Below are 24,502 nucleotides of genomic sequence, written 5' to 3'. Positions count from 1 at the left end.
TCATATGAATTTGTTCATAACATACAATGACATTTTTACTGAGAGTGGTAGGATGTAAGTAAATTATCAGACCAATAATCACTCTGGAGGAATCGTTATGTTCAAAGAAATCATCACACCCATACGCACCATCATGACCCCTGGGCCTGTAGAAGCTCATCCTAATGTACTTCGTGTTATGAGCACGCCTATTTTGGGGCAATTCGATCCAGCATTTTTAACCATCATGGATGAAGTGAAAGAAATGATCAAAATCCCATTCGGAACAAAGAATGAGCAAGCTTTTGCAATCGACGGCACCTCGCGTTCCGGGCTTGAAGCTGCACTTATCGGACTGATAGAACCTGGTGATAGAGTGCTTATTCCTGCATACGGACGTTTTGCGTACTTGCTGGGCGAAATCTGTGAACGCGCGAAAGCGCAAGTGACCTACTTAGAAAAGGATTGGGATAGTGTTTTCGAACAAGATACGGTCATCGCGGAAATCAAGAGGATCAATCCTAAAATTGTCGCACTCGTCCATGGGGAAACAGCGAATGGCCAGATGCAGCCGTTGGAAAAAATCGGTAAATTCTGCCAAGAAAACGAAGTATTTTTTGTCGTCGATACAGTCGCCACTTATGGTGGAGCACCTGTAAAGGTGGATGAATGGGGGATTGATGTCGCTATCGCAGGTACCCAGAAATGCGTAAGCGTGCCATCCGGACTGTCATTGATCACCTATAACGATCGCGTTGAGAAGGTGTTGACAGCGCGTTATCAGAAAGAACTTGGCCTGAGCAAAGATTTCCGTAATGAACGCCATATCAGCAGCAATTACTTGGACTTAAGCCAACTGCAACGTTACTGGAATAAAGAGCGGATCAACCACCATACTGAGGCAACAAGTATGATTTATGCACTGCACGAAGGGTTGCGGATGATGATCCTGGAAGGTATCGAGAACGGTTATGAGCGTCATAGCCAAAATGATCGCGCCATTCAGGCTGGTATAGAAGCGATGGGCTTGTTCATTTTCGGCGACCGCACAACGAAAATGCCGACAGTTACACCCATTCTGATTCCGGAAGGTGTCGATGGCGATGCGGTACGTAATACATTGTTGAATGACTTCGGTGTCGAAATTGCTTCTTCATTCGGTCCGTTGCAAGGGAAAGTCTGGAGAATCGGCAATATGGGATTCAGTAGCCGTAAGGAAAACGTATTGCACGTCCTGGCTGCTTTCGAAGCGGCACTCTTGTTCCATGGTGCAGACATCAACCGTGGGGAAGCTGTCCTTGCGGCACTGCGTGAGTATAATCAAAAATAGACAGGCCTAAATGTTATATGGAAGGAACGCTCAGGGAAATAATGCCACCTGGGGCGTTCCTTGCATTATTTTTGGGATTTTGAAAGGTTAGTAGACTCCATAATAAATGTTGTCCGTTGTGCACAAGCACAAAAATCACTTTGTACATCTCTTCTGATGTAAACGTTTTAGAGCCCGTGTACAATAAGCTTATCAGTAATTGATAGCGATTACAAAGATTGGGAGGGTTATTACATGCAAGCAAGCAATGAAGAAGTGAAAATGCACGAAACGGATCTGTTTGTCAGTGATGCACAAGTCGAAGATTTAAAGAAACGCGGTTACAATGAAGACGTCGTACCGAAAACGGCAGAGAAAAGGAATATGAACGTAAAGAACTATTTCACCTTATGGATGGGATCGGTTCATAATATTCCGAACTATACGGCTGTAGGGGGATTCTTATTCCTGGGTCTGTCGCCGATCAATGTTATGTTAGCTCTTATCATCAGTTCTTTGGCAGTCAGTGCCTTTATGGTTTACAACGGCAGAGCGGGATCAAAATATGGGATACCGTTTGCGATGCACTTGCGTTCGACCTATGGGGATTTAGGAGCCAAACTTCCTGGATTCTTGAGAGGTGGAGTAGCTGCCATCGCTTGGTTCGGACTTCAAAATTATGCAGGATCGTTGGCACTGCTGATTTTGATAAGCAAATTCTGGCCGGGCTTTTTGAATATCGGCGGAGATTTCAATTTCTTCGGAATTGATCTGCCTGGCTTGATCACCTTTACTATCTTCTGGGCAATCAACGTACTGATCGGCCTTGGTGGTGGAGGGGTACTGAACAAATTCACAGCCATCCTGAATCCGTTGATCTACATCGTGTTCGGTGGCATGGCCATCTGGGCAATCAAGGTAGGTGGCGGCATGGGCAACATCTTGGCCTATACACCTTCCGGTGACAGTGTCCAAGGGTATGCACCAATACTGGCCTATTTCATCATCATCAATTCCGTCATGTCGGTTTGGGCCGCTCCAGGGGCAAGCGTATCCGACTTTACGCAAAACGCCACTTCAACGCGCGATCAGTCGATCGGACAAATTGCCAGCCTTGTGGTTGCTTACGTGATTTTCGCCTTTTCCAGTGTCGCCATTTTGATTGGTGGATCCATCCACTTCGGGGTACAGGAATGGAACGTATTGAACATCGTGAACAAGTGGGACAGTGTCCCTGCTGCGGCCTTGGCTGTAGTTGTATTCCTGATGACTACCGTCTCCACAAATGCAACCGGTAACATCATTCCGGCCGCTTATCAATTGTCGGCTTTGTTCCCTAAGACTGTTGACTACAAGAAGGGCGTACTGATCGCTTCCGTCATCAGTTATGTCATCATGCCATGGAAATTGATGGAAAATGCTGCAAGTATTTTCGCTTTCCTGAACATCATTGGTGCAGTTTTGGGTCCAGTAGCGGGTGTCATGTTGGCGCATTATTATTTCGTAAAGAAACAAAAAATCGATATAGACGCTCTATACATGGATTTCAGTAAAGATAATTCAGAAAATCCGTATAAGGGCATAAACATAGAAGCCTACATCGCCACAATCGCAGCATTGTTGATTTCTGTGAGCGGACAGGTCATCCCTGCCCTGCAGATGGTATCCAATCTGTCTTGGTTGATTGGAGCAGCCTTGGCCTTCGCTATTTACCTAATGCTGAAACGGGGTAAAAAATAGTTTTATCTGACACTTGGTTTCAAAAATATTTACATAAAATCATTTATTATTAGGAGGAAGAAAAATGAATTACGATTTACTGATCAAAAATGGTTTGGTTATCCTGGATAATGGTGAAATTGAAACTGATGTAGCCATCAAAGATGGTAAAATAGCAGCTATCGGCAGCGGCTTGGGTGAAGCAACTGAAGTCATCGATGCAAAAGGTCTTGTTGTCAGTCCTGGTATGGTAGATGCGCATGTGCATATCACAGATCCAGGCGGTAGCTACCGTGATGAGTGGGAAGGCTATCTAACAGGGACAAAAGCTTGTGCCAAAGGCGGCGTAACATCCTTCATGGAAATGCCATTGAACCAAGTCCCAGCGACAGTGGATGCCAAAACCTTGCAGATTAAAGTGGATGCTGGCCAAAACAAACTGACAGCTGACGTTGCTTCTTTCGGCGGATTGGTTCCTTTCAACATCGAAGGCGGAATCCAAGAGTTGGATGAAGGCGGCGTTGCAGCTTATAAATGCTTCATGGCTACATGTGGCGATCGTTCGATCGAGGGCGACTTCATGAATGCGGACGATTACACGCTATATGAAGGAATGAGACAGATTGCCAAAACCGGTAAAGTGTTGGCGATCCACGCTGAAAATGCTACTATCACGGATAAATTGGGCGAAATCGCCTATAAAAATGGCGAAACAACGCTGGCAGCTTATGTGGCAACCCGCCCTGTATTCACTGAAGTAGAACCGATCAGACGTGCTATCCTGTTCGCTAAAGAAACAGGCTGCCGCATCCACATTTGTCACGTAGCTTGCCCAGAAGGCGTTGAAGAAGTAACCAGAGCCCGCAATGAAGGCGTTGATGTGACTTGTGAAACGTGCACACACTACCTGTACTTCGATACTTCCGAGTTGGATGCAATCGGACCAGTTGTTAAGTGTTCCCCTCCAATCCGTGATAAAGAAAACCAAAACGGCATGTGGGAAAAATTATTGGCAGGAGAAATCGCCTTCGTTACTTCAGATCATTCACCATGTACGCCTGATTTGAAAGACAAAGAGAATGCCTTTGAAGCTTGGGGTGGGATTCCAGGCGTTCAGAACAACGTCGATGTGTTGTTTGATGAAGGCGTTCAAAAACGTGGCATGTCCTTAAGACTATTTGCCGACATCATCGCTGCAAATCCGGCACAACGCTTCAACTTGAGTTCAAAAGGCAACATTGCGATCGGTAAAGATGCTGACATCGTTCTGATCAAACCGAATGCACCTTATACATTAACAGCAGAAGATTTAGAGTATAAGAACAAAATCAGCCCATACATCGGACGCGAAATCGGAGCGCAAGTAGCAAGAACAATTCTGCGCGGTGAAACGGTCTACAGTCTGGAAGATGGCGTTTCGGATACTCGTTCGGGAGAATTTGTCTTCGTCAAATAATATAATAAATAAGGAGGATTCAGGTTTGCGCCTGGATCTTTTTTTTCGTTGTCAGTGAGTGCCGAAAAAGTTATTTGCTTGGGCACTCTAAACAAAATAGCGCACATTATTGTGTGGTATGTACAGGGTTAGTGCAGCCTTAAATGCTTATAATGGAAACAATCAGAGATGAAATGGAAGGGCTTACTGTTAAGGCCGGGAAAGTATCTTGGAAGTCGTGCCCATAATCAAGAGATGCAATAATAAGTGATGGAGGAGAATCATATGAGTGAGACCGAAGCAACAAAAGAAGTAAAATTAGAAGTAGTATCAGAAAAAAGAGTGGAATACTGGAAGCAAATCATTTATGTAATGACGGCCGGCTGGATAGCTATCTGGGTTTATCGCACAGCGTTAGCGCCTATTTATCCTGAAATTAGCGCTTATTTCGGGGGAGCAACGGATTCCCAACTCGGATCTATCTCCAGTTTTTATTTCTTGGGTTACGTTTTGATGCAAATCCCTTCAGGTCTATTGGTGGATCGGTTCGGTAAGAAGACCATCCTAATCCCAGGCTTCCTGCTGTTCGGATTGGGGACCCTGGTTGTGGGCATGGCGGATACGTTGTTGGTCGTGTACATCGGAAGTGTGTTGGCGGGAGTCGGGTGTGGTACTTATTATGGGGTAGCGTACTCTCTGACTGCGGAGCATGTACCAAGCTCTAGAAAAAGCTTGGCAACGGCGATAGTGAACAGCGGTACGGCTGTCGGAAGCGGAATCGGTATGATCTCTTCCAGTTACTTTGTCGCCCAATTGGGATTGCCTTGGCAATACATGTTGTTCTCTACGTTCTTCTTGATCATCGCGATGGTTTTTATCTTCTGGAAATTCATCAAGGGCAATAAAGAGAGTGCCGCAATCATTTCGCAAACCAAAATGATCACAGAAATTCCGGAAGAAAAAACGTCGATTAAAGCGTTGCTACGTCCCCAGATGTTGGGTGCATACTGTCTTTACTTTGCGACCTGCTATGCATATTATCTAACGGATACTTGGCTGCCTAACTTCTTATCGACTGAAAGGGGCTTTGAGGGTGCAACAATCGGACTGGCGTCATCCATGGTGTTTTTCGCGGCTATTCCGGGTGCCTTGTTCTTCAGTCGGATTGCGGATAAATTCAGTCATAAAAAAGTCAGTTTGATCATCTTTTTGGAAATAGTCGCAGCCATCATGCTTTTCTTGGCAGTGCAAGCGCCGAATCAAGTTTTATTAATGGTTGGCCTGATTTCTTACGGATTTTTCGGTAAGCTCGCGGTTGAGCCAATCATCATTTCGTGGCTGGGCGAGCACGCACCAAAACGGGGCATCGCTACGACGCTTGGGTTCTTTAATTTCTTTGGGATGAGTTCTTCGGTTATTGTTCCCTCACTGACAGGGGCGATTTCTGATGCGACCGGCTCAAAGGTCTATGCCTTTTACTTATCCGTAATCATCATCCTTATAGGTACGACAATCTTCTACTTGGTGAACGGAAGGACAAAGAAAGCTTAAAATGATAAAAGAAAGGTCTGTGGTATGAGCGAGTGTGCTCAATACCACAGACCTTTCGTGCATACGCTTGAATTTGATTGAGTGACATGCAGTGAATGGAAAAATTGGATTGCTATCCAAAATCAGGGGCCGCCCCAATATGGGACGGCCCCTGATCAAACATTATTCTTCATGTGAAATGAAATCCATCGGCATCGGTCCTGCAACACCCACAAAAATAAACCGCTCATTGCCGGTGTTGACCATTCCGTGTTGTTGTCCCCGCTCGGAGAAAATGATGTCACCCTTCGTAATTTTTACCGCTTCTTCAAATCCTGGATAAAAAGTGCCCGTACCTTGCATGCAAATCCAGATATCATCAGAAGTGGAGTGCGAATGATTCACTACTTTTTGACCGGGCTCCAAGCACCAGACAGCACCAGCCATAAAATCTGTTTCGTAAAAAATAGTCTTTTTGCCGGCCTTGGTATCGAATTGAACGATATCATCCAGTTTGAACAACCGCTCTTTGATTTTCGATTGATTTGATTGTTGTTCCACCTCAATCGCTTCCATTTCAGAAATGCTTCCTCTTGTTTCCATATCAACCGCTCCTTGTCTGTAATGTCTATTGGGATAACCGATTCAACTCCACTGTGTTCAAATAATCACAAATGAAATATGCCCTTAGTATAACAAGGTGATAAAGCGCTAACAATGAAGGGTTCTCATAAAAAATAAAAAAACTTAGCCATTGTGCACAAATGAATCGAAAATGGATTGTGAGTTGTTCATAATGAGCATCGGAATTCGACAAATGTAGACATAAAGACCTATTTTTACGGTTGTTCAAACTGTATTGACTAATTGTTATTTCTAATATTTTTTATCTACAGATTGAAATATCGGTCAATTTAGTGTAAGCTTACTCTATGGTAAACGCTTACATTCTCGGGCGATGCTGCAGAAATTCCTGATGAACGAGGAGGGGTTTCAAGCCTATAAATAAAAAACCACAAATATTTTTACTGTGCTGGCACCAAAGAAAAGAATGGATGTGATCGGGTTGGAAAAAGAAAAAAAAGTGCTTTTTACTGAGACCGTTCTGCGTGATGCGCATCAAAGTTTGATGGCGACACGTATGTCTACGGACGACATGCTTCCGATTGTGGAGAAAATGGATGAAGCCGGGTATTACGCCCTGGAGTGTTGGGGCGGGGCAACCTATGATGCGGCTATCCGATTTCTGCATGAAGATCCGTGGGAAAGACTCCGTCAAATCCGCAAGCGCGCTCCGCATGCGAAGCTGCAGATGCTGCTTCGGGGACAGAACTTAATCGGATATCGCCACTACGCGGATGATATCGTGGATCGTTTTGTCGGCAAAGCCGTCGAAAACGGCATCGATATTTTTCGAATATTTGATGCCTTAAATGACACAAGAAACTTGAAAGCATCGCTGGAAGCTGTCAAGAAATACGGCGCTCATGCGCAACTGACAATCTGTTACACTATCAGCGATGTTCACACCATCCCATTCTACACCGATTTGGCGAAGGAACTGACTGAGATGGGTGCGGACTCCATCTGCATCAAAGACATGGCCGGCATCTTGACGCCCAAAGTGGCCAAAGAGCTGATTCCAGCCATTAAAGCTGTGATCGATGTGCCGTTGAACATCCACACGCACGCCACCAGCGGCGTTTCGCAGATGACTTATATGGCTGCTATCGAAGCAGGTGCGGATATAATCGATTGCGCCATTTCCCCGTTTGCGGAAGGGACGAGCCAACCGCCGACCGAATCGATGGCGCTGGTGTTGGAAGAACTGGGGTACAGTACGGGCTTGAACATCGCCAAATTGGAAGAAATCGCGGATTATTTCAAACCAATCCGTGATAAGTACATCGCTTCAGGTGTTCTCGATCCGAAAATGCTGTCAGTCGATCCCAAAGCGCTCATCTATCAAGTGCCGGGTGGGATGCTGTCGAACCTGAATTCGCAACTCAAGCAGGCAAAGGCTAGCGATAAATACGAGGCCGTGTTGCGGGAAGTGCCCCGCGTCAGAGCGGACTTAGGCTTTCCGCCATTGGTCACCCCAATGAGCCAAATGGTAGGGACACAGGCCGTTTTCAATGTCCTGACGGGAGAACGCTACAAAATGGTCCCGAATGAAGTGAAGGATTACCTGCACGGAAAATACGGAAAGCCCCCGGTACCGGTGAACGATAATTTTCGGCGCAGCATTATCGGGAATGATGCCGTCATCACGGATCGCCCGGCGGATCATCTGGAGCCAGAGTTCGCAAGATTGAAGGCGGAGTTGGGCGACTTGGCGCGCACGGACGAGGACGTATTGACTTATGCATTGTTCCCTCAGGTCGGCAAAGCGTATCTTCAGGAAGTCTACTATCCAACCATTCCTGAAGAACAAGCAGAAATAAAAGCGCCATCTCAGGGTGAAACGGCGGAATCAGTTATTCGGATCCAAGCCCGCTATCGCAGTTAAGAGGAAGAGGTGAAAGAAATGGAAACATTCAATTTAGGAGATGGTCTAGTTGTCACAGTTGTTGCTATGATCGTTGTTTTTGCCGTGCTGGCCAGCCTTTGGTTCTTGGTTGAACTGGTCCATAAGCTTGTCGGGGAACCTGCAGTGGCAGCTTTGGTACCGATTCACCAGGAAGATGATTTACAGCCCGTTCAGCTGGATCCGGGTGTGGATGAGCATCGGGCCAAAGCGGCGGCAATCATGGCCTTAATCGCCGCATATGAGGCACATCCGGCCAAAAAGTTTGAAATCATCGATGTAACGCGTATCAAGTGAATGCCATCTGCTGATTGTAAAGGGAGGATTTTTTATGAAAAAGTATGAAATCGAAATTGACGGGCAAGTTTATCATGTCAAGGTGAGGGAGTTGCCGGATGATGCGATCATGACGGAGCAACCTAAGGCTGATAGTGCCATAAGCACTGCGGATGCTGCGCTCCACACAGAAGGAAAAACAATGTTGGCGCCGATGGCTGGTACCATATTGCGCATCCTCGTCAAAGAGGGTCAACGGGTCAAAAAAGGCGAAAACCTTATCGTCCTTGAAGCCATGAAGATGGAGAATGAAATCGTTGCGGATGAGGATGGCATCATCAGAAGTATTTTGGTGAAAGCCAATGACATTGTCGAATCCGACCAACCGTTGTTGATTCTCTAGAAGGGAAGGGATTCTTATGGTACAAGCTTTGACAGATCTGATCCGGATGTCCGGATTGGCTAATGTTACGTATAAAGAAATCATTATGATCATCATTGCCTGCATTTTCCTTTATTTAGCCATCAAGAAGGGGTATGAGCCCTATTTATTACTTCCGATTGCGTTCGGCATCCTGTTGGTCAATCTTCCGTTGGCCGGATTGATGACGCCACCTACCGAAAGTGAACCGGGAGGACTGATTTATTACCTCTACCAAGGGACTAATTTGGGCATCTATCCGCCGTTGATCTTCCTCTGTCTGGGGGCAGCGACCGATTTTGGGCCTCTCATCGCCAATCCAAAGACGCTTTTACTGGGGGGGGCAGCGCAGTTCGGCATCTTTGCGGCATTCTTCGGGGCCTTGGCTTTGGGGATGACGCCCCAAGAAGCCGCATCTGTCGGCATCATTGGTGGGGCGGACGGACCAACTGCCATCTATTTGACGACAAAATTAGCCAACCATCTCTTATCGGTTATCGCCTTGGCGGCCTATTCCTATATGGCCTTGGTTCCCCTTATCCAGCCGCCAATCATGCGACTGTTGACTACCCAAAAAGAGCGGGAGACGGTCATGAAGCAGATGCGCGTTGTGTCCAAAAACGAGCGCATCCTGTTCCCGATTGTCACCACTATTTTCGTTAGTTTGGTCGTCCCGTCAGCCACAGCTCTTGTGGGGATGCTGATGTTGGGTAATCTGATCCGGGAAAGCGGTCAAGTTCCGAAACTGACGGAAACGTTACAGAATGCCATGATGTACACTATCACCGTCATCCTGGGCGTAACCGTTGGAGCCAAGGCGAACGGAGAGCTCTTCCTTTCGCTGATCACGATAAAAATCATCATATTGGGGCTGTTCGCCTTTGCTGTAGGGACTGCAGCTGGTGTATTGATGGGAAAACTGATGTACAAACTGACAAACGGCAAAGTGAATCCGTTGATTGGGGCAGCCGGCGTTTCGGCCGTGCCGATGGCTGCGCGGGTCGTGCAGAAGGAAGGCATCAAATACAACCCTTCCAATTATTTACTGATGCATGCGATGGGCCCGAATGTGGCAGGCGTTATCGGATCGGCTGTCGCGGCCGGTGTCTTACTGGCTTTCTTCGGCTGAAGAGGAATTACGAATCATCTCCTTCTGATTTCATGTCAGAAGGAGATTTTTTGATGTTTTCAGGCCATCCAGTTGCAAAATCCATCTGTTCTACACATGGAGGCTGTATAATGAAGGCAACAGAAGAGTCAGGAATGGAGGGCGAATTATAATGAGTAAGAGAACATCATTGATTGCCGTTTTGGTCGTTTCACTAACTTTATTACTGTTTGTATCAGTCAATCTTTTTTCGACGTTCTTTAATAGCGGGGATAGCCGGACGTCTTTGACGACTACCGATACAAATTTGAACAGTTCAGGGAATTTAATCGGGATGGGGCATATGATGGGTGGAGACCGGGCTACGGTACTGGATGAGAGCGGGCAGGAAATGACCGAATTGCGGTTGCCTGAATTAGCAGAACCGGATTCCGAATCCGCTACTGAAATCACTTATACGGTCACGGCGCAAGCAGGGGAGACTGCCTTCCTGGAAGGGGAAAAGACGGAGACGCTCGGCTATAATGGTTCCTATCTTGGCCCGGTTTTGGTTGTACATGAAGGTCAAAAGGTGCACATCAAGACCGAAAACCAGTTGTCCGCAGCAACCTCTTTCCATTGGCACGGTCTGAAGCTCCCTTCTGATATGGATGGCGGACCGCATCACCCGGTCGGACCGAATGAAACGATGCAAGTGGATTTCACGGTGAAACAGGAGGCGGCGACGTTGTGGTTCCATCCGCATGCCTTGGGGACGACAGCTGAACAAGTTTATGCCGGTTTATCCGGCTTGATTTTTGTCGAGGACGACAACTCCGACAAGCTTGACTTGCCGAAGGACTATGGAGTGAATGACTTTCCTTTGATTATTCAGGATCGGACCTTCGATACGGACAACCAATTCGATTACGCAGGCACTTACAATCCTGATGGTACATACGGAGACACCTTGCTGGTGAACGGGACCATCAATCCATATGTGAAAGTCAAAAATGAACAGATCCGCCTGCGTTTGGTTAATGGTTCGAATGCCCGCAACTACACGTTCGGATTGGAGAATGCGGCAGTGTTCTATCAAATCGCCAGCGACGGCGGTTTTCTTGAGCAGCCGGTTGCGTTGACGTCTGTGACGTTGACGCCGGGTGAGCGGGCGGAAATAGTCGTGGACCTGAGCGAATACGCTGAAGGGGATACCTTGCAATTAATGGATGGGAACGTAACCGTCCTATCTTTGAATGTCACGGAAGAGACGGACATACAGACCGCGCTTCCGAAAATTTTGAACGAAATACCGGAACCAACGGTGGAAGGGGCTGTCATCCAACAGTTCACGCTGAGCGGCATGTCCTTCATGGTTAACATCAACGGAAACCAGTTCGACATGGATCGGATCGATGTCGAACAACGCCTGAATGAAACAGTCATCTGGGAAGTCCGCAATGCGCAGGATATGATGGGCAGCATGATCCATCCTTTCCATATTCATGGTGTCCAATTCCAGGTGCTCTCGCGTGACGGTGAGGAGCCGCCGCAGAATGAACAAGGCTGGAAGGACACTGTCGCCGTTTATCCCGGTGAAACGGTCAGGCTGGCTGTGACTTTTTCAGAGAAGGGAGTTTTCATGTACCATTGCCATATTCTGGAGCATGAGGACAATGGCATGATGGGTCAGGTCAGTGTACAATAATAATCAAGGAAAATATGATGGAGGTGGATGCCGATGAAGATTTTGATCGTCGATGATGAACCAAATATTTTGGATATCGTGGAGGCCTATCTGGCCGCCAAAAAATATCAAGTATACCGTGCCGAGTCCGGTACGGAGGCATTGGAGAAGTTTTCTGCCTTCCATCCGGATCTGATTGTTTTGGATCTGATGCTGCCTGATATGACAGGGGGAGACGTCTGCGCCAAAATCCGCGAAGAATCCAATGTGCCCATCATCATGCTGACGGCAAGGTCATCCGAAAAGGATATCCTGATTGGCTTGCGGACCGGAGCGGATGATTACATGGTCAAGCCATTCAGTCCAAAGGAACTGGTTGCGCGGGTCGAGGCTGTACTGAGGCGCGCTGCACCGGCTGATGCCGAGGAGAAATGGACTTTCGATGGCGGACAATTGGTCATCCATCCCAAGACGAAGCAGGTTTTCGCGAACCAGCAGGAAGTCGCATTGACGGCTACCGAATATGACCTGTTGATTTTGTTGGCCAAGAATCCGAGTCGACTCTTCACAAGGGAAGAATTATTGGAGAGCGTAAAAGGGTTGGACTTCGAAGGATTAGATAGAGTCATCGATACGCATATCAAGAATATCAGGCAAAAGATAGAGCCGGAACCGAAACAGCCCATCTATATATTGACTGTCAGGGGAAGTGGCTACCGGTTTGGTGGGAAACGATGAGGCGGACGATCAGTTGGCAACTGATTTTTTCCTTCCTGCTCTTTTCAATCGTCATCATCGGGCTGTTCGGCTGGTTCAGCGTACGCTTATTGGACAGCCACTTCTCGGAATATGTCAGCGAACGGCGCACGGAAGAAATAACCGGTTTTACGGATGAAATCGAGGCGGTCTATGCCCAACAAGGCGGTTGGGATGAGGATGCCATAGCGGTCATCGGCAGGCAGGCCTTGCAGGCCGACATCATCCTGAAAGTCTATGATAGCCAAGGAACGCTGATCTGGACCCCCACTGCGATGGAGGAGCAGGACAACCGCCAGATGATGTCCAGCCATATGTCGCAGATGAACGAGATGATGGGCGGGACAGAGAGTGAATATACAGTGACCACTGTTGAACTTAATGATGGTACCCGGACAATCGGCAGCTTGGCAATCGGAACGATGGGGACATATTTCTATACGGACCATGATGTCTCATTCATGAGCGACATCCGCAACAATCTGCTGATTGTGGCGCTGCTGGCTTTCGGCTTATCACTTTTCTTCGCTGTCTGGATCGCCAGAAAGCTTAGCGTACCGGTCTTTGCGGTGAGCCGCTTCACTGGAGAAATCGCTAAAGGCAACTATACGGAGCAACCGCCGAAGGAAACGAATATCGTCGAAATCGATGCGCTGATCCGTTCGGTGGACAGTCTTTCCCGTCAACTGGACAGCCAACAGGAAATCCGGAATCGCCTTTCTTCCGATATCGCTCATGAAATCCGGACCCCGCTTACGACATTGAAGGGCAATCTTGAAGCGATGCTGGACGGCATCTGGGATCCGAGCAGCGAGCGGTTGAAGATCTGTTATGATGAAGTGAACCGAATTTCACGCCTGATCGGGAATATCGACAAGATCAACGAAATGGAAAGCAGTCACGAAAAATTGGAATTCAGCCGTTTTGATCTGCAGGCTTTGAGCAGGAAAGTCGCGACGAATTTCACGACTGCAGCCGCCAAGAAGAATATCAACTTGGAGGTCCTCGGGGAGCCGCTGATGATAACGGCGGATCAGGACAAAATCAGCCAAGTGCTCACGAACCTTTTGGCGAATGCAATCAAGTTCACACCGAAGCAAGGGCATATCCGCATTGAAACGCACCTGGAAGGCAACCGAGCGATTTTGAAGGTATCCGATGACGGCATCGGTATCGACCGGGAAGACCAGGAAAAGATTTTCGAGCGCTTCTATATGACTGAGCCGTCGCGCAATAGCAAATCCGGTGGGCAAGGTCTCGGTTTAGCCATCGTCAAAAGCATCATCAGGAAGCACAACGGGACTGTGCGGGTCGTCAGCGATATCGGCAAGGGAGCCACGTTCACGGTTTCGATTCCGGTTGATCAAGAGCGGCGATGAATGTGGAATTTTGCCACATAACCTGACACTTAAATGATAAACAAAACGAGGGACAGTCACATTTTGTGGCTGTCCCTCGTTTTGTATTCATAATGGATTACAATAGTTTTTTCTTACGATCAAACTCTTCCTCAGTAATGTTCCCTTTAGCCAGTTCCTTCTTCAGAATGTCTAAAGCGGATTCTTCAGTTGAAACCTTGCCTGATCTATCGTTCAAAAGCCTGGTTGCCAAGTAAATGACGAGTATGATTAAAGCAATCCAGAAAATCCACATCAACATCATGCCGCCCATACCAAAACCTCCAAAATATTGTAGGCATCTGCCAAACATGCAAATTCCCCCATTTCTTTTCTTATGCAATCATTGTACAACGATAGTGTGTAGATTGGATGTAGTTTTTTTGTTAGTTGCGGTGAACAGTTGAAATGCCTGCTCAGTCTATCTTCAGCAGTCGGGCATTGACCGCGCAGATGATGGTGCTGATCGACATGACGGCTGCCCCCATGGCTGGTGTGATAAGGAAGCCTAGATTGGCCAATACGCCTGCAGCCAACGGGATGGCAATCACGTTATAGCCGACAGCCCAAATCAGATTTTCGACCATCTTGCGGTAAGTGGCTTTCGAAAGGGCGATGATCGTCAACACGTCTTTCGGATTGCTGTCCACCAAAATGACGTCGGCTGTTTCGATGGCGACATCCGTGCCTGCCCCGATGGCGATGCCGAGGTCAGCCTCCGCCAAAGCGGGTGCATCATTGACCCCATCCCCGACCATTGCGACCTTCTTGTTTCCGGCCTTAAGCGCGGTGATGTGCTTTGATTTCTCGGCAGGCAGAACTTCCGCAAATACCTGAGCTAGCCCTAACTGATTGCCTACATAATGAGCTGCGCGGCTGTTGTCACCTGTCAGCATGATGGATTCGATACCTTGCTCCTTCAGGGTAGTCACGACTTCGTTCGAGGACGAACGGATGATATCGGCGCTGGCGATCATCCCCTGCAGGATGCCTTCCTTGAGAACGAAGACAACAGTTTTACCTAGCTGGGCCAAATCGGTGAAGGTCTCTTTATCGTAAGCAATGCCGCGCTCGTCCATAGTGCCGGGGCTGACGATAGCTACTTGCATGCCGTTCACAGTGACCTGCAGACCTTGGCCGGTTAGGTTTTGATAATCAGTTGCCGGTAAAAGGTCGATTGACTCTGCTTCCCCTTTGCGGACGATCCCTTTTGCGATCGGGTGTTCAGATTGGCTCTCGGCAGAATAGGCCAACGTCAGCAATTCCTTCTCGGAGACCCCAGTCGCAGGAAGGATATCGGTCACTCCAAAATTGCCTTCCGTCAGGGTGCCGGTCTTGTCGAAGACGATCCGATCGACGTTGCGCGCCTCTTCGAACTGCGTCCGGTTTCGGATCAGCAAACCGTTTCTTGCCGCAAGCGAAGTGGATACTGCATTCACCAAAGGGACAGCCAATCCGAGTGCGTGGGGGCAGGCGATGACGAGGACCGTCACCATCCGCTCCAAGGCGAAGGACAGGTCCGCCGCGAAAATCCAATAAAGGAAAGTCAGGGCGCCGGCGATGACAGCGATATAGAATAGCCAGCCAGCCGCCTTGTCAGCCAAACCCTGCGATTTGGATTTTTGTTGTTGGGCTTCCTGAACCATGTTGATGACCTGAGCCAAGTAGGTTTCATTCCCCACTTTTTCCACAGTCAGCTTCAGGACACCTGACCCGTTGATGGAGCCGCCGATAGCCTGCATGCCCGGTTGTTTTTCGACAGGCACGGATTCGCCTGTCAGCATCGATTCATCAACCGTTGACAGGCCTTCGTATATTCTGCCGTCCAAAGGGATCTTTTCACCGGGCTTAACGAGGATGCGTTCACCCGGAACGAGGGCTTCAATCGACACTTCTTCGACATTGCCGGCCGCACCCAAGCGGTGGGCAACTTTGGGCATCAGTTTGATGAGTTCTTCCAGCGCCCTGGATGCCCCCATCTGGGATTTCATCTCGATCCAGTGGCCTAGCAGCATGATCAGGATCAAGGTAGCCAGTTCGAAATAAAAGTCCGAGCCCTCTATGAGGAAGGCTGTGAAGGTGCTGTAGATATAGGCGGAAACGATCGCCAAGGAAATCAGCATCATCATGCCGAGCGACCGGTTCTGCCATTCCTCCCAAGCACCCTCCAGAAATGGTTGGCCGCCGTAAAAGAAAATCACGCTGGATAAGCCGAACACGATGAAATTTGCTCCCGGAAATTCGAAATGGTAACCGAAAAGCATCATGATCATAGGGGACAACAAAGTTATGGGAATCGTCAGCAGCAAAACAACCCAAAAGCGTTTCCTGTAATCTTCCACCATCTTTTCGTGGTGGCCGGCATGCCCAACGGCGCTATGCCCGGACATGTCGCGCACCAGGTGCTGTTCATGTTGTTCGTGGCTCTGGGAAGCGGGCTGTTTCGGTGGCTGTGACGGGGGCATATGGTGACCTGAATGTTCGTGCCCGGCGTGCGGATCGCTTGGCTTTGGGACCTCCGACGTGCGGTCTGTGTGCGTGTGCTCTGTATGTTTGTGTTCATCCATCTTGATTCCTCCTTTGTTTCCCAACGTCCAAACAATAAGGTATACAAAAATGACTGCAGTTTCTCATGCTTATCATAGCAGAATTCGACGCTTGGGTGGTAACGGTTTCCTTTCTTCGGGCGTTCAGGTCTTCATCTTCGAAAACGGCTTGGGAGCCGTCGACCAGCTGGTTGAAGGCAGAACAAAGACTCAAAGATTGACTTGACACATTTGTCATCAATTGTAGGACTAGAGCGTAACGAAGAGCGCAACTGGTCTTGTATTTTTTTCTGCTTTGGGTAAAATGGAAGGGATAGGAAAACCATTCAAAGACACTTGGAATTTGGAAGTTTGGTGAAAATCCAACGCGGTCCCGCCACTGTGATGACGTCCCGGAACGTCTAAGTCAGGTCTTCATTCCAAACTGCTATTTTTTGCAAGCGTGCCGTTTCGAGGTAAAACGGTCCCGTTACTTGTCTATGCGATGGCGCATGGGCTTTTTTTGCATGATCTCGGCCGTTGGCGATGCATCCCCTGTCGAATAAAGATTAGGAGTGGTAAAATGAAAAAATTGTTGTTGGCCTTATCGTTGAGTTTGGTATTATTCGGGTGCGCCCCGACGGAAGAAGTGGAAACAAGTTCCGTACTGAAGGAGTCGACTGTTGCAGTCAGTTCCGAAGCAGCGGAGACAGTTAGTGTAACGATCTCCTTGACGGATGGCGGAACGGTCATCGCAGAGTCTGAAAAAACAGTGGCTGTCGAAGCAGATGCTAACTTATTGGATGTCATGAAAGAAAACTATGCGATCGAAGAAGCGGACGGCTTTATCACAGCCATCGACGGGCAGGCACAAGTGGAAGCATCAGGCGAAACGAAAGCGAAATATTGGTTGTTTGATGTAAACGGCGAGCCTTCGATGGTCGGAGCTGCTGACGTGGCGCTCCAAGAAGGAGACGTAATCGTGTGGAACCTGACAGAAATGTAAACAAGGCTGTGGGATTCGGGGTGAGGCGACTGGCGTTGCTGTCGATCTTGACGGCTCTGTGCTATGTCGGGAGAATGATGTTCCAGTTCATCCCGAATGTCCAGCCGGTGACAGCCGTGTTGATCATCCTGACGCTGACACTGGGCATGACGGACGGCTTCATCGTGGCCATCCTATCGATTGTTCTGACCAATTTCCTGTTGGGAATGGGGCCGTGGACGATTGCGCAGATCGCCAGTTTCGGCGTTCTGATCATGGTCACAGGCTTGGTCATGAAGCCCTTTTACAAAAAGGCGCACAAAGCTTATTTTGTGGTTTTTTCCTTCTTTGGAGGGATACTCTACGGCTTCATCATTTCGTTGCTGACGGTGAAGATGATGGGAATCAATAATTTTTGGGTGTACTATGCTGCCGGGATACCATTTGATCTCTTGCATGGTCTGGGGAATGCCGGGTTCTATCTGATCCTGGAGCCGATTCTTGCGCCATTGATAGCGGCACAGCTGAAAAAAGGGTGAAGAAAAGCCAGATGGAATGCTCTTATGGAAGAGCGCATTCCGTCTGGCTTATTTTTTTAGGTTCCGGAACACCGGGCTGTCAATGGAAATAGCTTGTCCGCTCCAGTATAATGGTATTGCATAGATAAGATTCTTTATTCGCGGATTGGTTAATTACCTGGGGAAGAAGGTTAGAGGGATGCTTCTATCTAAAATGTATGTGGGGCTGTGGTTATGAAAAACATAAAAAATATATTCCTTATTCTTTTTCTGGTACTCACCGTATTTGGTTTTTTTGTAGGCGGTTTCAAAGGGCTGGTTGTAACGATACTGGTATTGTTGTTTGTAATTGGTTCCTATTTGGCGTTTCTTATGTCCTCAAAGATGTCAGGCTCTGAAGCTGATTATTTTAGCTTTGATAAGATGCTTTCGTTTTTGGAGTATTCATGGGGAGCCACTCAGCGTGCAGAACTCAGCGAAGCGATGCCTGCTGTACCGATAAACGACTTTATCCGGGTGGATTATAGCTTGTTTGCAGCATTTCGCAAATACTTCGATCCCGGATCGAATGCTGTTCAAAAAGAGGAAAGGCTGCTCACCAACTACGGTACTTCGAGCGTTCATGTTGACGGCGCCATACGAGGATTCAGCTATAAGTTTGAACCTGAAGCAAACGAAGGCGAGAAAAGCGAAATAGAGCGTTGCTATGCAGTGCATAAAGATTACATCCAAGAAACACTCTTGCGGTATTACTTGGAAAAATATCGGAATGCATTCTTTCTTTTGCAAAAGAACGCTTTGGGGTCAAGATATTTGCAACCGAATATGTTTGCTTGGAAAAAAGTATCTAAGGAAAATCGAGCAATAGCTATTGGCCTTGACGCATATGCCGAAAGTCGGGCGAAAGAACAGTATCAAAATTATTTGATGACAGGGGATAGAACCCAATTGCCGCTGGACTTCGAAAGCTTGGATGCGGCATTCAGGAAAGAACTATACGCATTCGTCAAACGTTATAGGTTGATAATCGATAAAGATGAAGTCGAGAAAAAATTAGCCAAAGAAATATCTCAAAGCAGAGAAGATTTAAAAAAATGTTTGCGCTATTTGGCTTAGCTTCGCAAGAAACCCCTTCAGATTCAACTCGCGAATCTGAAGGGGTTTCTTGCATTCGGTCGGGCCTCGGTACTAGTTTTCAGAACTGCCGGGGACTATAATGGGAAAATACAGGATCCTTTTCGATCTATAAGGACAACGGGGGATAGGCTTATGCATGCAATAGAGGTTCAACACGTTTCAAAAAAATTCAAGCAACAGAGCGTTCTGGAAGATATTCATTTTACGATTGAGACAGGTGAAATCGTCGGAATCATCGGGCCTTCTGGGACAGGAAAGACCACTTTGATCAAGCTGATGTTGGGGATGGAGAGCCTGGATACGGGGCGAACGAAAATTTGCGATCAGCTGATGCCCGATTTTTCTGTATTGGGAAAAGTGGGATATATGGCCCAATCGGATGCCTTATACGGAGAATTGACGGGCAAAGAGAACCTGGCTTTTTTCGGGAAATTGTATGGTTTGAAAAAAGAGGCTCTTCAGCAAAGGGTGGATTATGTTGCTCAAGTGACGAACTTGGCGAAAGATTTATCCAAGCGCGTATCGAGCTATTCCGGAGGGATGAAGCGGCGTTTGTCTTTGGCGATAGCGTTGCTGCCCAATCCAGATATACTTATTTTAGATGAACCGACTGTCGGAGTCGATCCGATTTTGCGGCAAGGCATCTGGCATGAACTGAACGACCTCCGCGACCAAGGGAAAACGATTGTGGTTACAACCCACGCCATGGACGAAGCACTGCGCTGCGACAAGCTGGTTCTGCTGAACCATGGCCGACTGATCGCTTTGGGAACCGCTGAAGAAATGACCGGAAAATTCAACGTGCCTACCATCGAGGAAGTCTTTTTGGCGGCAGGAGGTGAGGAAGAATGAGCGCATTTGCCATCGCAAAACGGATTTTCATCCAAATGTTCCGGGATAAGCGGACTTTGGCCTTAATGTGGGTAGCACCCTTATTGCTGTTTACGTTGATGTATTTTTTATTCACTTCCTCGGGAGAAAACGCAACCTACAAAGTGGGAGTATACAACCTGAATCCCGAAATAGTCGAAAATCTGGAAGAAAATCACATCAACGCCACCGTTTTTTCGAGTGGAGAGCACGTGGCGGAAATCATCAAAAATAATCAATTGGTGGCTTTTATCACCCAAAATGATGCCACCCATATTGAGATTACTTATGAGAACAGTGCACCTGCCAAGCGTGCGGTCGTCAGGGCAAAACTGCAAGGTGCCCTAGTCAAGCTGCAATTGAGTGCATTTGCGTCGCTTGCCCAAAAAACTGCAGCGGCCAACCCGAGCTTGGCTCAAGCTGTGCCGCAACCGACGACTGTCGATGAACGGTATCTGTACGGCGAGGCTGATTCGGATTACTTCACGACCATCAGCCCAGTCTTGCTCGGTTTTTTTGTCTTTTTCTTGGTGTTTTTGATTTCGGGGATGGCACTTTTGCGGGAACGGACATCCGGGACGTTGGATAAGGTATTGGCTGCACCGGTCAGGCGATGGGAAATCATTGCTGGCTACTTTTTGGGGTATGGTTTTTTTTGCCCTTATCCAAACCTTATTGCTGGTGGAGTTTGTTGTTCATGTTTTGCATGTTACCGTAGCCGGAAGCCTCGCGTTGGTGATGGTGATCACCTTCCTATCAGCACTATTGGCTTTATCTTTCGGGGTGTTATTATCGACGTTCGCTGCATCGGAATTTCAAATGGTGCAATTCATTCCAGTTGTGATCATTCCGCAAATTTTCTTTTCAGGAATCATCGAGGTAGGCAACTTGGCGAATTGGCTACAATTTTTGGCCAGATTCATGCCGCTGTATTACATCGGGAATGCTTTGCAAAGTGTCATGATAAAAGGGGCAACGCTGGCGGACATCGGGAATGAATTGGCAGCCATCGCGCTGTTCATCAGCATTTTTACCATTTTTAACATTCTGGGCTTGAAGCGCTATCGCAAAATATAGGCTAGCTTGCTGGAAATCGCGCGCTTCATTCGTTTCAACGGATCGGCCTTGATATAATTGACATAGAAAACAATCCATTTGACAGCTTTCGAGGTGCTGTATCTCGGCGTATGCGCATCACGTAAGATGGTACTGATGTGTAAGTTATAAACCTGATTTTATACAGAAAAGAGGGAGAATAATTATGACAATGGTGGAATTGCCTATCGAGAAGGCGTTTATGTTCATTGAGCCCGGGCCGGTTGTTTTGGTCACTACAAACGATGAAGGCAAGAATAATGTGATGACCCTTTCCTGGCATATGGTGATGGATTTCACACCGCGAATCGCACTATCAACGGGACCGTGGAACCATTCGTTCACAACCTTCATGAGAACGAAAGAATGTGTCCTAGCCATTCCAACGGTTGATCTTGCAGAAAAAGTGATCAGAATCGGCACCTGTTCGGGAGCAACGGTGGATAAATTCAAGGAATTTAACTTGACCCCATTGCCAGCAAAAGGCGTCGAGGCCCCTTTGATCGCTGAATGCCTTGCATGCTTGGAGTGCAAGGTCATCGATTATGTCGAACCCCACGGAATAGTCGTTTTGCAAGCCGAACGCGTGTGGTGCGACAACGACCGAAAAGAACGCCGGACCTTTCATGCTAATGGCGACGGCACATTTGTGGTTGACGGGGAAACAATCGATTACCGCAGCTTAATGGGGAAATGGGTGCCGGAAGGCGTTTGAATGAAGAGGATGCTATAATCCGGAGACCATCAGGGAACAGCTAAAAAAAAAAGAAGGGCAGAAATCCATAAACGGATCTGTCCCTTCTTTTTTCTTCATAATTTCTGAAGCATCAAACTGGAATTGATGTGGGCCCATCTGAGCTGGAAAACGAAAAGTAAGGTCCGCATAAAACTTCTGTGATATAGTAAGACTGACGAATCAAGAAATTAGGAAGTAGGAAATAGAGTATGGGAAAGAGTCTAGTATTAGCTGAAAAACCATCGGTGGCGCGCGATATCGCCCGCGTGCTACAGTGCGAGAAACAGGGGCAAGGGTACCTGGAAGGGAAAGACTACATCGTAACTTGGGCCTTGGGTCATCTTGTGACGCTTGCCGATCCGGAAGCCTATGATGTGAAATACAAAAATTGGAATTTGGCTGATCTGCCTATGCTTCCGCAAGACCTGAAGCTGACTGTCATCAAGCAGTCCAGCAAGCAGTTCAATGCCGTCAAGTCCCAACTGGTGCGGAATGACGTTTCCGACATCATCATCGCGACGGATGCCGGCCGCGAGGGCGAACTGGTCGCCCGCTGGATAATCGAAAAAGCGAAAGTCAATAAACCCGTCAAACGCCTGTGGATTTCATCCGTGACGGACAAGGCCATCAAAGACGGCTTCCAGAACCTGAAGCCGGGCAAGGACTATGAAAACCTGTATCAATCGGCTGTGGCCCGTTCGGAAGCGGATTGGTACATCGGCCTGAATGCAACCCGAGCGCTGACGACGAAATACAACGCCCAGTTGAACTGCGGCCGCGTCCAGACGCCGGTTGTCGCCATCATCGCCAGACGCGAAGAGGAAATCAAAAAATTCCAGCCGAAGACCTATTACGGTATCGAGGCTCAGACAGATACGAAGCTGAAGCTGATTTGGCAGGACGAGAAAACGAACGACACGAAGAGTTTCGAGCGCGACAAAGTCACAGCTATCGTCAAAAGGTTGGATAAGCAACAGGCGGCGGTTGTGGCTGTCGACCGCAAACCGAAAAAAACCTATGCACCCGGCCTGTACGACCTGACCGAACTGCAACGGGACGCCAACAAGCTTTTTGGCTATTCCGCCAAAGAGACGTTGAACATCATGCAGAAACTCTATGAGCAGCATAAGTTGTTGACTTATCCGCGTACGGATTCCCGCTACCTGTCGAACGACATCGTCGCCACGTTGCCGGACCGGCTGAAGGCATGCGCCATCAAGGAATACCGTCCGCTCGTGAACAAGGTATTGGCTAAACCGATCAAGGCGAACAAATCGTTCGTGGACGACAGCAAAGTATCCGATCACCATGCCATCATCCCGACGGAACAGGTCGTCCAAATCGGGAAGCTCTCGGCTCAGGAACTCAAGATCTATGACCTGGTCGTGAAACGCTTCTTGGCTGTGCTTTTCCCTGCTTACGAATACGAGCAGCTGACTTTGCGCGCGGACATTGGCGGCGAGCGCTTCGTGGCCCGCGGCAAAACAGTCATCGCTGCCGGTTGGAAAGAAGTCTACAGCAATCGCACGGAGGATGAGGAGTCGGAAGACGGTCTTCAGGAGCAACTGTTGCCGAAAATCGAGGCAGGCGATGTGCTGGCTGTCCGTTACATAAGCGAGACATCCGGCCAGACGAAACCGCCCGCCTACTTCAATGAAGCAACGCTATTGACGGCGATGGAAAATCCGGCAAAATATATGGAGACGACTGACAAAGCTTTGGCGCAGACGCTGAAGGAAACGGGCGGACTGGGAACCGTCGCTACGCGTGCCGACATCATCGAGAAGCTGTTCAATTCCTTCCTGATTGAAAGACGCGGACAGGAAATACATATCACTTCTAAAGGCAAGCAACTGCTGGAGCTGGTTCCGGAAGAACTGAAATCCCCGGCCCTGACAGCCGATTGGGAGCGTAAGCTCGAACAGATTGCTGCCGGCAAGCTGAAGAAGGACACATTCATCAACGAAATGAAGACTTATACGAAAGAAATCGTTTCGGAAATCAAGATGAGCGACGGCAAGTTCAAACACGAGAACATCTCCACCAAGACCTGCCCGGAATGCGGCAAACCGATGCTGGAAGTGAACGGCAAAAAGGGCAAGATGCTTGTGTGCCAGGACCGCGATTGCGGATACCGCAAGAATGTGGCGCGTGTCACCAACGCCCGGTGTCCGCAGTGCATGAAGAAAATGGAGCTGCATGGAGAAGGCGACGGCCAGATTTTCACCTGCAAGTGCGGGTACCGCGAAAAACTGTCGGCCTTCAACGAACGACGCAAAAAAGGCTCCGGCGGAAAAGCCGCGAAGCAGGACGTTCAAAAATATATGAAGAAACAGAATCAAGAGGAAGAGCCGGTAAATTCTGCCTTATTCGAAGCGCTGAAGAAACTCAAGCTCGACGATTAAAAACAATTTACCGAAAAGGACTGCAACGGCACTTTTTGTGCCTGTCGTAGTCCTTTTTCGATCGGGTTTCGGGAATGCGCGTATGTTATAATTGTAGGGTATCGATTG

Annotated in this window: 22 protein-coding genes, 1 pseudogene and 1 riboswitch; of the genes and pseudogenes, 20 read left to right on the top strand and 3 right to left on the bottom strand. The window is 48.1% G+C overall.

The window, feature by feature from the left end; translation table 11 throughout:
• The first annotated feature begins 97 nt into the window (after nt 1–97).
• The 4 genes from BLV66_RS14195 (at nt 98) to BLV66_RS14180 (ending at nt 5,993) form a co-directional block, all read left to right on the top strand.
• Nucleotides 98–1,309 carry a pyridoxal-phosphate-dependent aminotransferase family protein gene (locus BLV66_RS14195; RefSeq protein ID WP_086986717.1) on the top strand — a complete coding sequence of 404 codons (1,212 nt, stop codon included), beginning with the start codon at nt 98–100 and terminating at the stop codon, nt 1,307–1,309.
• 261 nt (nt 1,310–1,570) lie between these two features.
• Nucleotides 1,571–3,028, top strand: coding sequence for an allantoin permease (gene allW / locus BLV66_RS14190; protein ID WP_086986963.1), 1,458 nt, complete (start codon nt 1,571–1,573; stop codon nt 3,026–3,028).
• A 64-nt stretch (nt 3,029–3,092) separates the two neighbouring features.
• Nucleotides 3,093–4,463 (top strand): allantoinase AllB, encoded by a 1,371-nt coding sequence (allB, locus tag BLV66_RS14185; protein ID WP_086986716.1) that lies wholly within the window; start codon nt 3,093–3,095, stop codon nt 4,461–4,463.
• Between the two features lie 264 nt (nt 4,464–4,727).
• On the top strand, nt 4,728–5,993 hold the full coding sequence (locus BLV66_RS14180; RefSeq protein ID WP_086986715.1) for an MFS transporter: 1,266 nt from the start codon (nt 4,728–4,730) through the stop codon (nt 5,991–5,993).
• A gap of 162 nt (nt 5,994–6,155) precedes the next feature.
• On the opposite strand, the gene BLV66_RS14175 is transcribed toward BLV66_RS14180, so the two are convergent.
• Nucleotides 6,156–6,575, bottom strand: a complete 420-nt coding sequence (locus BLV66_RS14175) for a cupin domain-containing protein (RefSeq protein WP_245826704.1) — start codon at nt 6,573–6,575, stop codon at nt 6,156–6,158.
• Between the two features lie 463 nt (nt 6,576–7,038).
• On the opposite strand from BLV66_RS14175, the gene BLV66_RS14170 reads away from it, so the two are divergent.
• The 7 genes from BLV66_RS14170 (at nt 7,039) to BLV66_RS14140 (ending at nt 14,105) form a co-directional block, all read left to right on the top strand.
• Nucleotides 7,039–8,481 carry an oxaloacetate decarboxylase subunit alpha gene (locus BLV66_RS14170; RefSeq protein WP_256327915.1) on the top strand — a complete coding sequence of 481 codons (1,443 nt, stop codon included), beginning with the start codon at nt 7,039–7,041 and terminating at the stop codon, nt 8,479–8,481.
• Between the two features lie 18 nt (nt 8,482–8,499).
• A complete protein-coding gene (locus BLV66_RS14165) occupies nt 8,500–8,796 on the top strand; it encodes an OadG family transporter subunit (RefSeq protein WP_086986713.1) in 297 nt (98 codons plus the stop codon).
• 34 nt (nt 8,797–8,830) lie between these two features.
• Nucleotides 8,831–9,178 (top strand): biotin/lipoyl-containing protein, encoded by a 348-nt coding sequence (locus BLV66_RS14160; protein WP_086986712.1) that lies wholly within the window; start codon nt 8,831–8,833, stop codon nt 9,176–9,178.
• 16 nt (nt 9,179–9,194) lie between these two features.
• Nucleotides 9,195–10,325 (top strand): sodium ion-translocating decarboxylase subunit beta, encoded by a 1,131-nt coding sequence (locus tag BLV66_RS14155; protein ID WP_086986711.1) that lies wholly within the window; start codon nt 9,195–9,197, stop codon nt 10,323–10,325.
• Between the two features lie 151 nt (nt 10,326–10,476).
• On the top strand, nt 10,477–11,991 hold the full coding sequence (locus BLV66_RS14150) for a multicopper oxidase family protein (protein WP_086986710.1): 1,515 nt from the start codon (nt 10,477–10,479) through the stop codon (nt 11,989–11,991).
• Between the two features lie 33 nt (nt 11,992–12,024).
• Entirely contained in the window at nt 12,025–12,708 is a 684-nt protein-coding gene (locus BLV66_RS14145) for a response regulator transcription factor (protein ID WP_086986709.1), read from the top strand.
• Nucleotides 12,705–14,105, top strand: a complete 1,401-nt coding sequence (locus BLV66_RS14140) for a sensor histidine kinase (RefSeq protein WP_086986708.1) — start codon at nt 12,705–12,707, stop codon at nt 14,103–14,105. The genes BLV66_RS14145 and BLV66_RS14140 overlap by 4 nt, the downstream gene beginning before the upstream one ends.
• A gap of 97 nt (nt 14,106–14,202) precedes the next feature.
• Here BLV66_RS14140 and BLV66_RS14135 read toward each other — a convergent pair whose 3' ends face one another.
• Both BLV66_RS14135 and BLV66_RS14130 read right to left on the bottom strand, forming a co-directional pair.
• Nucleotides 14,203–14,397: an SHOCT domain-containing protein gene (locus BLV66_RS14135; protein ID WP_245826703.1), complete on the bottom strand. Its 195-nt coding sequence runs from the start codon at nt 14,395–14,397 to the stop codon at nt 14,203–14,205.
• 142 nt (nt 14,398–14,539) lie between these two features.
• Nucleotides 14,540–16,690, bottom strand: coding sequence for a copper-translocating P-type ATPase (locus BLV66_RS14130; RefSeq protein ID WP_086986706.1), 2,151 nt, complete (start codon nt 16,688–16,690; stop codon nt 14,540–14,542).
• Nucleotides 16,691–16,739: 49 nt separating this feature from the next.
• On the opposite strand from BLV66_RS14130, the gene BLV66_RS15650 reads away from it, so the two are divergent.
• The 9 genes and pseudogenes from BLV66_RS15650 (at nt 16,740) to BLV66_RS14095 (ending at nt 24,394) form a co-directional block, all read left to right on the top strand.
• Nucleotides 16,740–16,895 (top strand): hypothetical protein, encoded by a 156-nt coding sequence (locus BLV66_RS15650; protein WP_176974295.1) that lies wholly within the window; start codon nt 16,740–16,742, stop codon nt 16,893–16,895.
• A gap of 92 nt (nt 16,896–16,987) precedes the next feature.
• Nucleotides 16,988–17,144, top strand: a riboswitch (adenosylcobalamin (AdoCbl) riboswitch).
• An 87-nt stretch (nt 17,145–17,231) separates the two neighbouring features.
• Nucleotides 17,232–17,654: a DUF4430 domain-containing protein gene (locus tag BLV66_RS14125; protein WP_176974294.1), complete on the top strand. Its 423-nt coding sequence runs from the start codon at nt 17,232–17,234 to the stop codon at nt 17,652–17,654.
• Entirely contained in the window at nt 17,633–18,172 is a 540-nt protein-coding gene (locus tag BLV66_RS14120) for an ECF transporter S component (protein WP_086986704.1), read from the top strand. Before BLV66_RS14125 ends, BLV66_RS14120 begins: the two co-directional genes overlap by 22 nt.
• Nucleotides 18,173–18,385: 213 nt before the next feature.
• Nucleotides 18,386–19,267 carry a hypothetical protein gene (locus BLV66_RS14115; protein WP_086986703.1) on the top strand — a complete coding sequence of 294 codons (882 nt, stop codon included), beginning with the start codon at nt 18,386–18,388 and terminating at the stop codon, nt 19,265–19,267.
• A gap of 153 nt (nt 19,268–19,420) precedes the next feature.
• Complete coding sequence (locus BLV66_RS14110; RefSeq protein ID WP_086986702.1) at nt 19,421–20,140, top strand: ABC transporter ATP-binding protein; 720 nt, start codon at nt 19,421–19,423, stop codon at nt 20,138–20,140.
• Nucleotides 20,137–20,793: pseudogene (locus tag BLV66_RS15940) on the top strand (ABC transporter permease); the annotation flags it as partial. The gene BLV66_RS14110 and the pseudogene BLV66_RS15940, both read left to right, overlap by 4 nt.
• Nucleotides 20,794–20,803: 10 nt before the next feature.
• A complete protein-coding gene (locus BLV66_RS15935; protein WP_369596129.1) occupies nt 20,804–21,235 on the top strand; it encodes an ABC transporter permease in 432 nt (143 codons plus the stop codon).
• A 184-nt stretch (nt 21,236–21,419) separates the two neighbouring features.
• On the top strand, nt 21,420–21,968 hold the full coding sequence (locus BLV66_RS14100; protein WP_086986700.1) for a flavin reductase family protein: 549 nt from the start codon (nt 21,420–21,422) through the stop codon (nt 21,966–21,968).
• Between the two features lie 230 nt (nt 21,969–22,198).
• Nucleotides 22,199–24,394 carry a DNA topoisomerase III gene (locus tag BLV66_RS14095; RefSeq protein ID WP_086986699.1) on the top strand — a complete coding sequence of 732 codons (2,196 nt, stop codon included), beginning with the start codon at nt 22,199–22,201 and terminating at the stop codon, nt 24,392–24,394.
• Nucleotides 24,395–24,502: the final 108 nt, after the last annotated feature.

Origin of the sequence: Trichococcus collinsii, assembly GCF_900107505.1 — a bacterium.
Classification (GTDB): domain Bacteria; phylum Bacillota; class Bacilli; order Lactobacillales; family Aerococcaceae; genus Trichococcus; species Trichococcus collinsii.
Note: the sequence above shows the minus strand (reverse complement) of the source record. Positions and strands in the feature narration are given on the sequence as shown.

What these genes read in the sequence shown, in the direction of transcription:
- BLV66_RS14195 (WP_086986717.1), top strand. Translation starts at nt 98, where the DNA reads ATGTTCAAAGAAATCATCACACCCATACGCACCATCATGACCCCTGGG.
- allW (WP_086986963.1), top strand. Translation starts at nt 1,571, where the DNA reads ATGCACGAAACGGATCTGTTTGTCAGTGATGCACAAGTCGAAGATTTA.
- allB (WP_086986716.1), top strand. Translation starts at nt 3,093, where the DNA reads ATGAATTACGATTTACTGATCAAAAATGGTTTGGTTATCCTGGATAAT.
- BLV66_RS14180 (WP_086986715.1), top strand. Translation starts at nt 4,728, where the DNA reads ATGAGTGAGACCGAAGCAACAAAAGAAGTAAAATTAGAAGTAGTATCA.
- BLV66_RS14175 (WP_245826704.1), bottom strand. Translation starts at nt 6,575, where the DNA reads ATGGAAACAAGAGGAAGCATTTCTGAAATGGAAGCGATTGAGGTGGAA.
- BLV66_RS14165 (WP_086986713.1), top strand. Translation starts at nt 8,500, where the DNA reads ATGGAAACATTCAATTTAGGAGATGGTCTAGTTGTCACAGTTGTTGCT.
- BLV66_RS14160 (WP_086986712.1), top strand. Translation starts at nt 8,831, where the DNA reads ATGAAAAAGTATGAAATCGAAATTGACGGGCAAGTTTATCATGTCAAG.
- BLV66_RS14155 (WP_086986711.1), top strand. Translation starts at nt 9,195, where the DNA reads ATGGTACAAGCTTTGACAGATCTGATCCGGATGTCCGGATTGGCTAAT.
- BLV66_RS14150 (WP_086986710.1), top strand. Translation starts at nt 10,477, where the DNA reads ATGAGTAAGAGAACATCATTGATTGCCGTTTTGGTCGTTTCACTAACT.
- BLV66_RS14145 (WP_086986709.1), top strand. Translation starts at nt 12,025, where the DNA reads ATGAAGATTTTGATCGTCGATGATGAACCAAATATTTTGGATATCGTG.
- BLV66_RS14140 (WP_086986708.1), top strand. Translation starts at nt 12,705, where the DNA reads ATGAGGCGGACGATCAGTTGGCAACTGATTTTTTCCTTCCTGCTCTTT.
- BLV66_RS14135 (WP_245826703.1), bottom strand. Translation starts at nt 14,397, where the DNA reads ATGGGCGGCATGATGTTGATGTGGATTTTCTGGATTGCTTTAATCATA.
- BLV66_RS14130 (WP_086986706.1), bottom strand. Translation starts at nt 16,690, where the DNA reads ATGGATGAACACAAACATACAGAGCACACGCACACAGACCGCACGTCG.
- BLV66_RS15650 (WP_176974295.1), top strand. Translation starts at nt 16,740, where the DNA reads ATGACTGCAGTTTCTCATGCTTATCATAGCAGAATTCGACGCTTGGGT.
- BLV66_RS14125 (WP_176974294.1), top strand. Translation starts at nt 17,232, where the DNA reads ATGAAAAAATTGTTGTTGGCCTTATCGTTGAGTTTGGTATTATTCGGG.
- BLV66_RS14115 (WP_086986703.1), top strand. Translation starts at nt 18,386, where the DNA reads ATGAAAAACATAAAAAATATATTCCTTATTCTTTTTCTGGTACTCACC.
- BLV66_RS14110 (WP_086986702.1), top strand. Translation starts at nt 19,421, where the DNA reads ATGCATGCAATAGAGGTTCAACACGTTTCAAAAAAATTCAAGCAACAG.
- BLV66_RS15935 (WP_369596129.1), top strand. Translation starts at nt 20,804, where the DNA reads ATGGTTTTTTTTGCCCTTATCCAAACCTTATTGCTGGTGGAGTTTGTT.
- BLV66_RS14100 (WP_086986700.1), top strand. Translation starts at nt 21,420, where the DNA reads ATGACAATGGTGGAATTGCCTATCGAGAAGGCGTTTATGTTCATTGAG.
- BLV66_RS14095 (WP_086986699.1), top strand. Translation starts at nt 22,199, where the DNA reads ATGGGAAAGAGTCTAGTATTAGCTGAAAAACCATCGGTGGCGCGCGAT.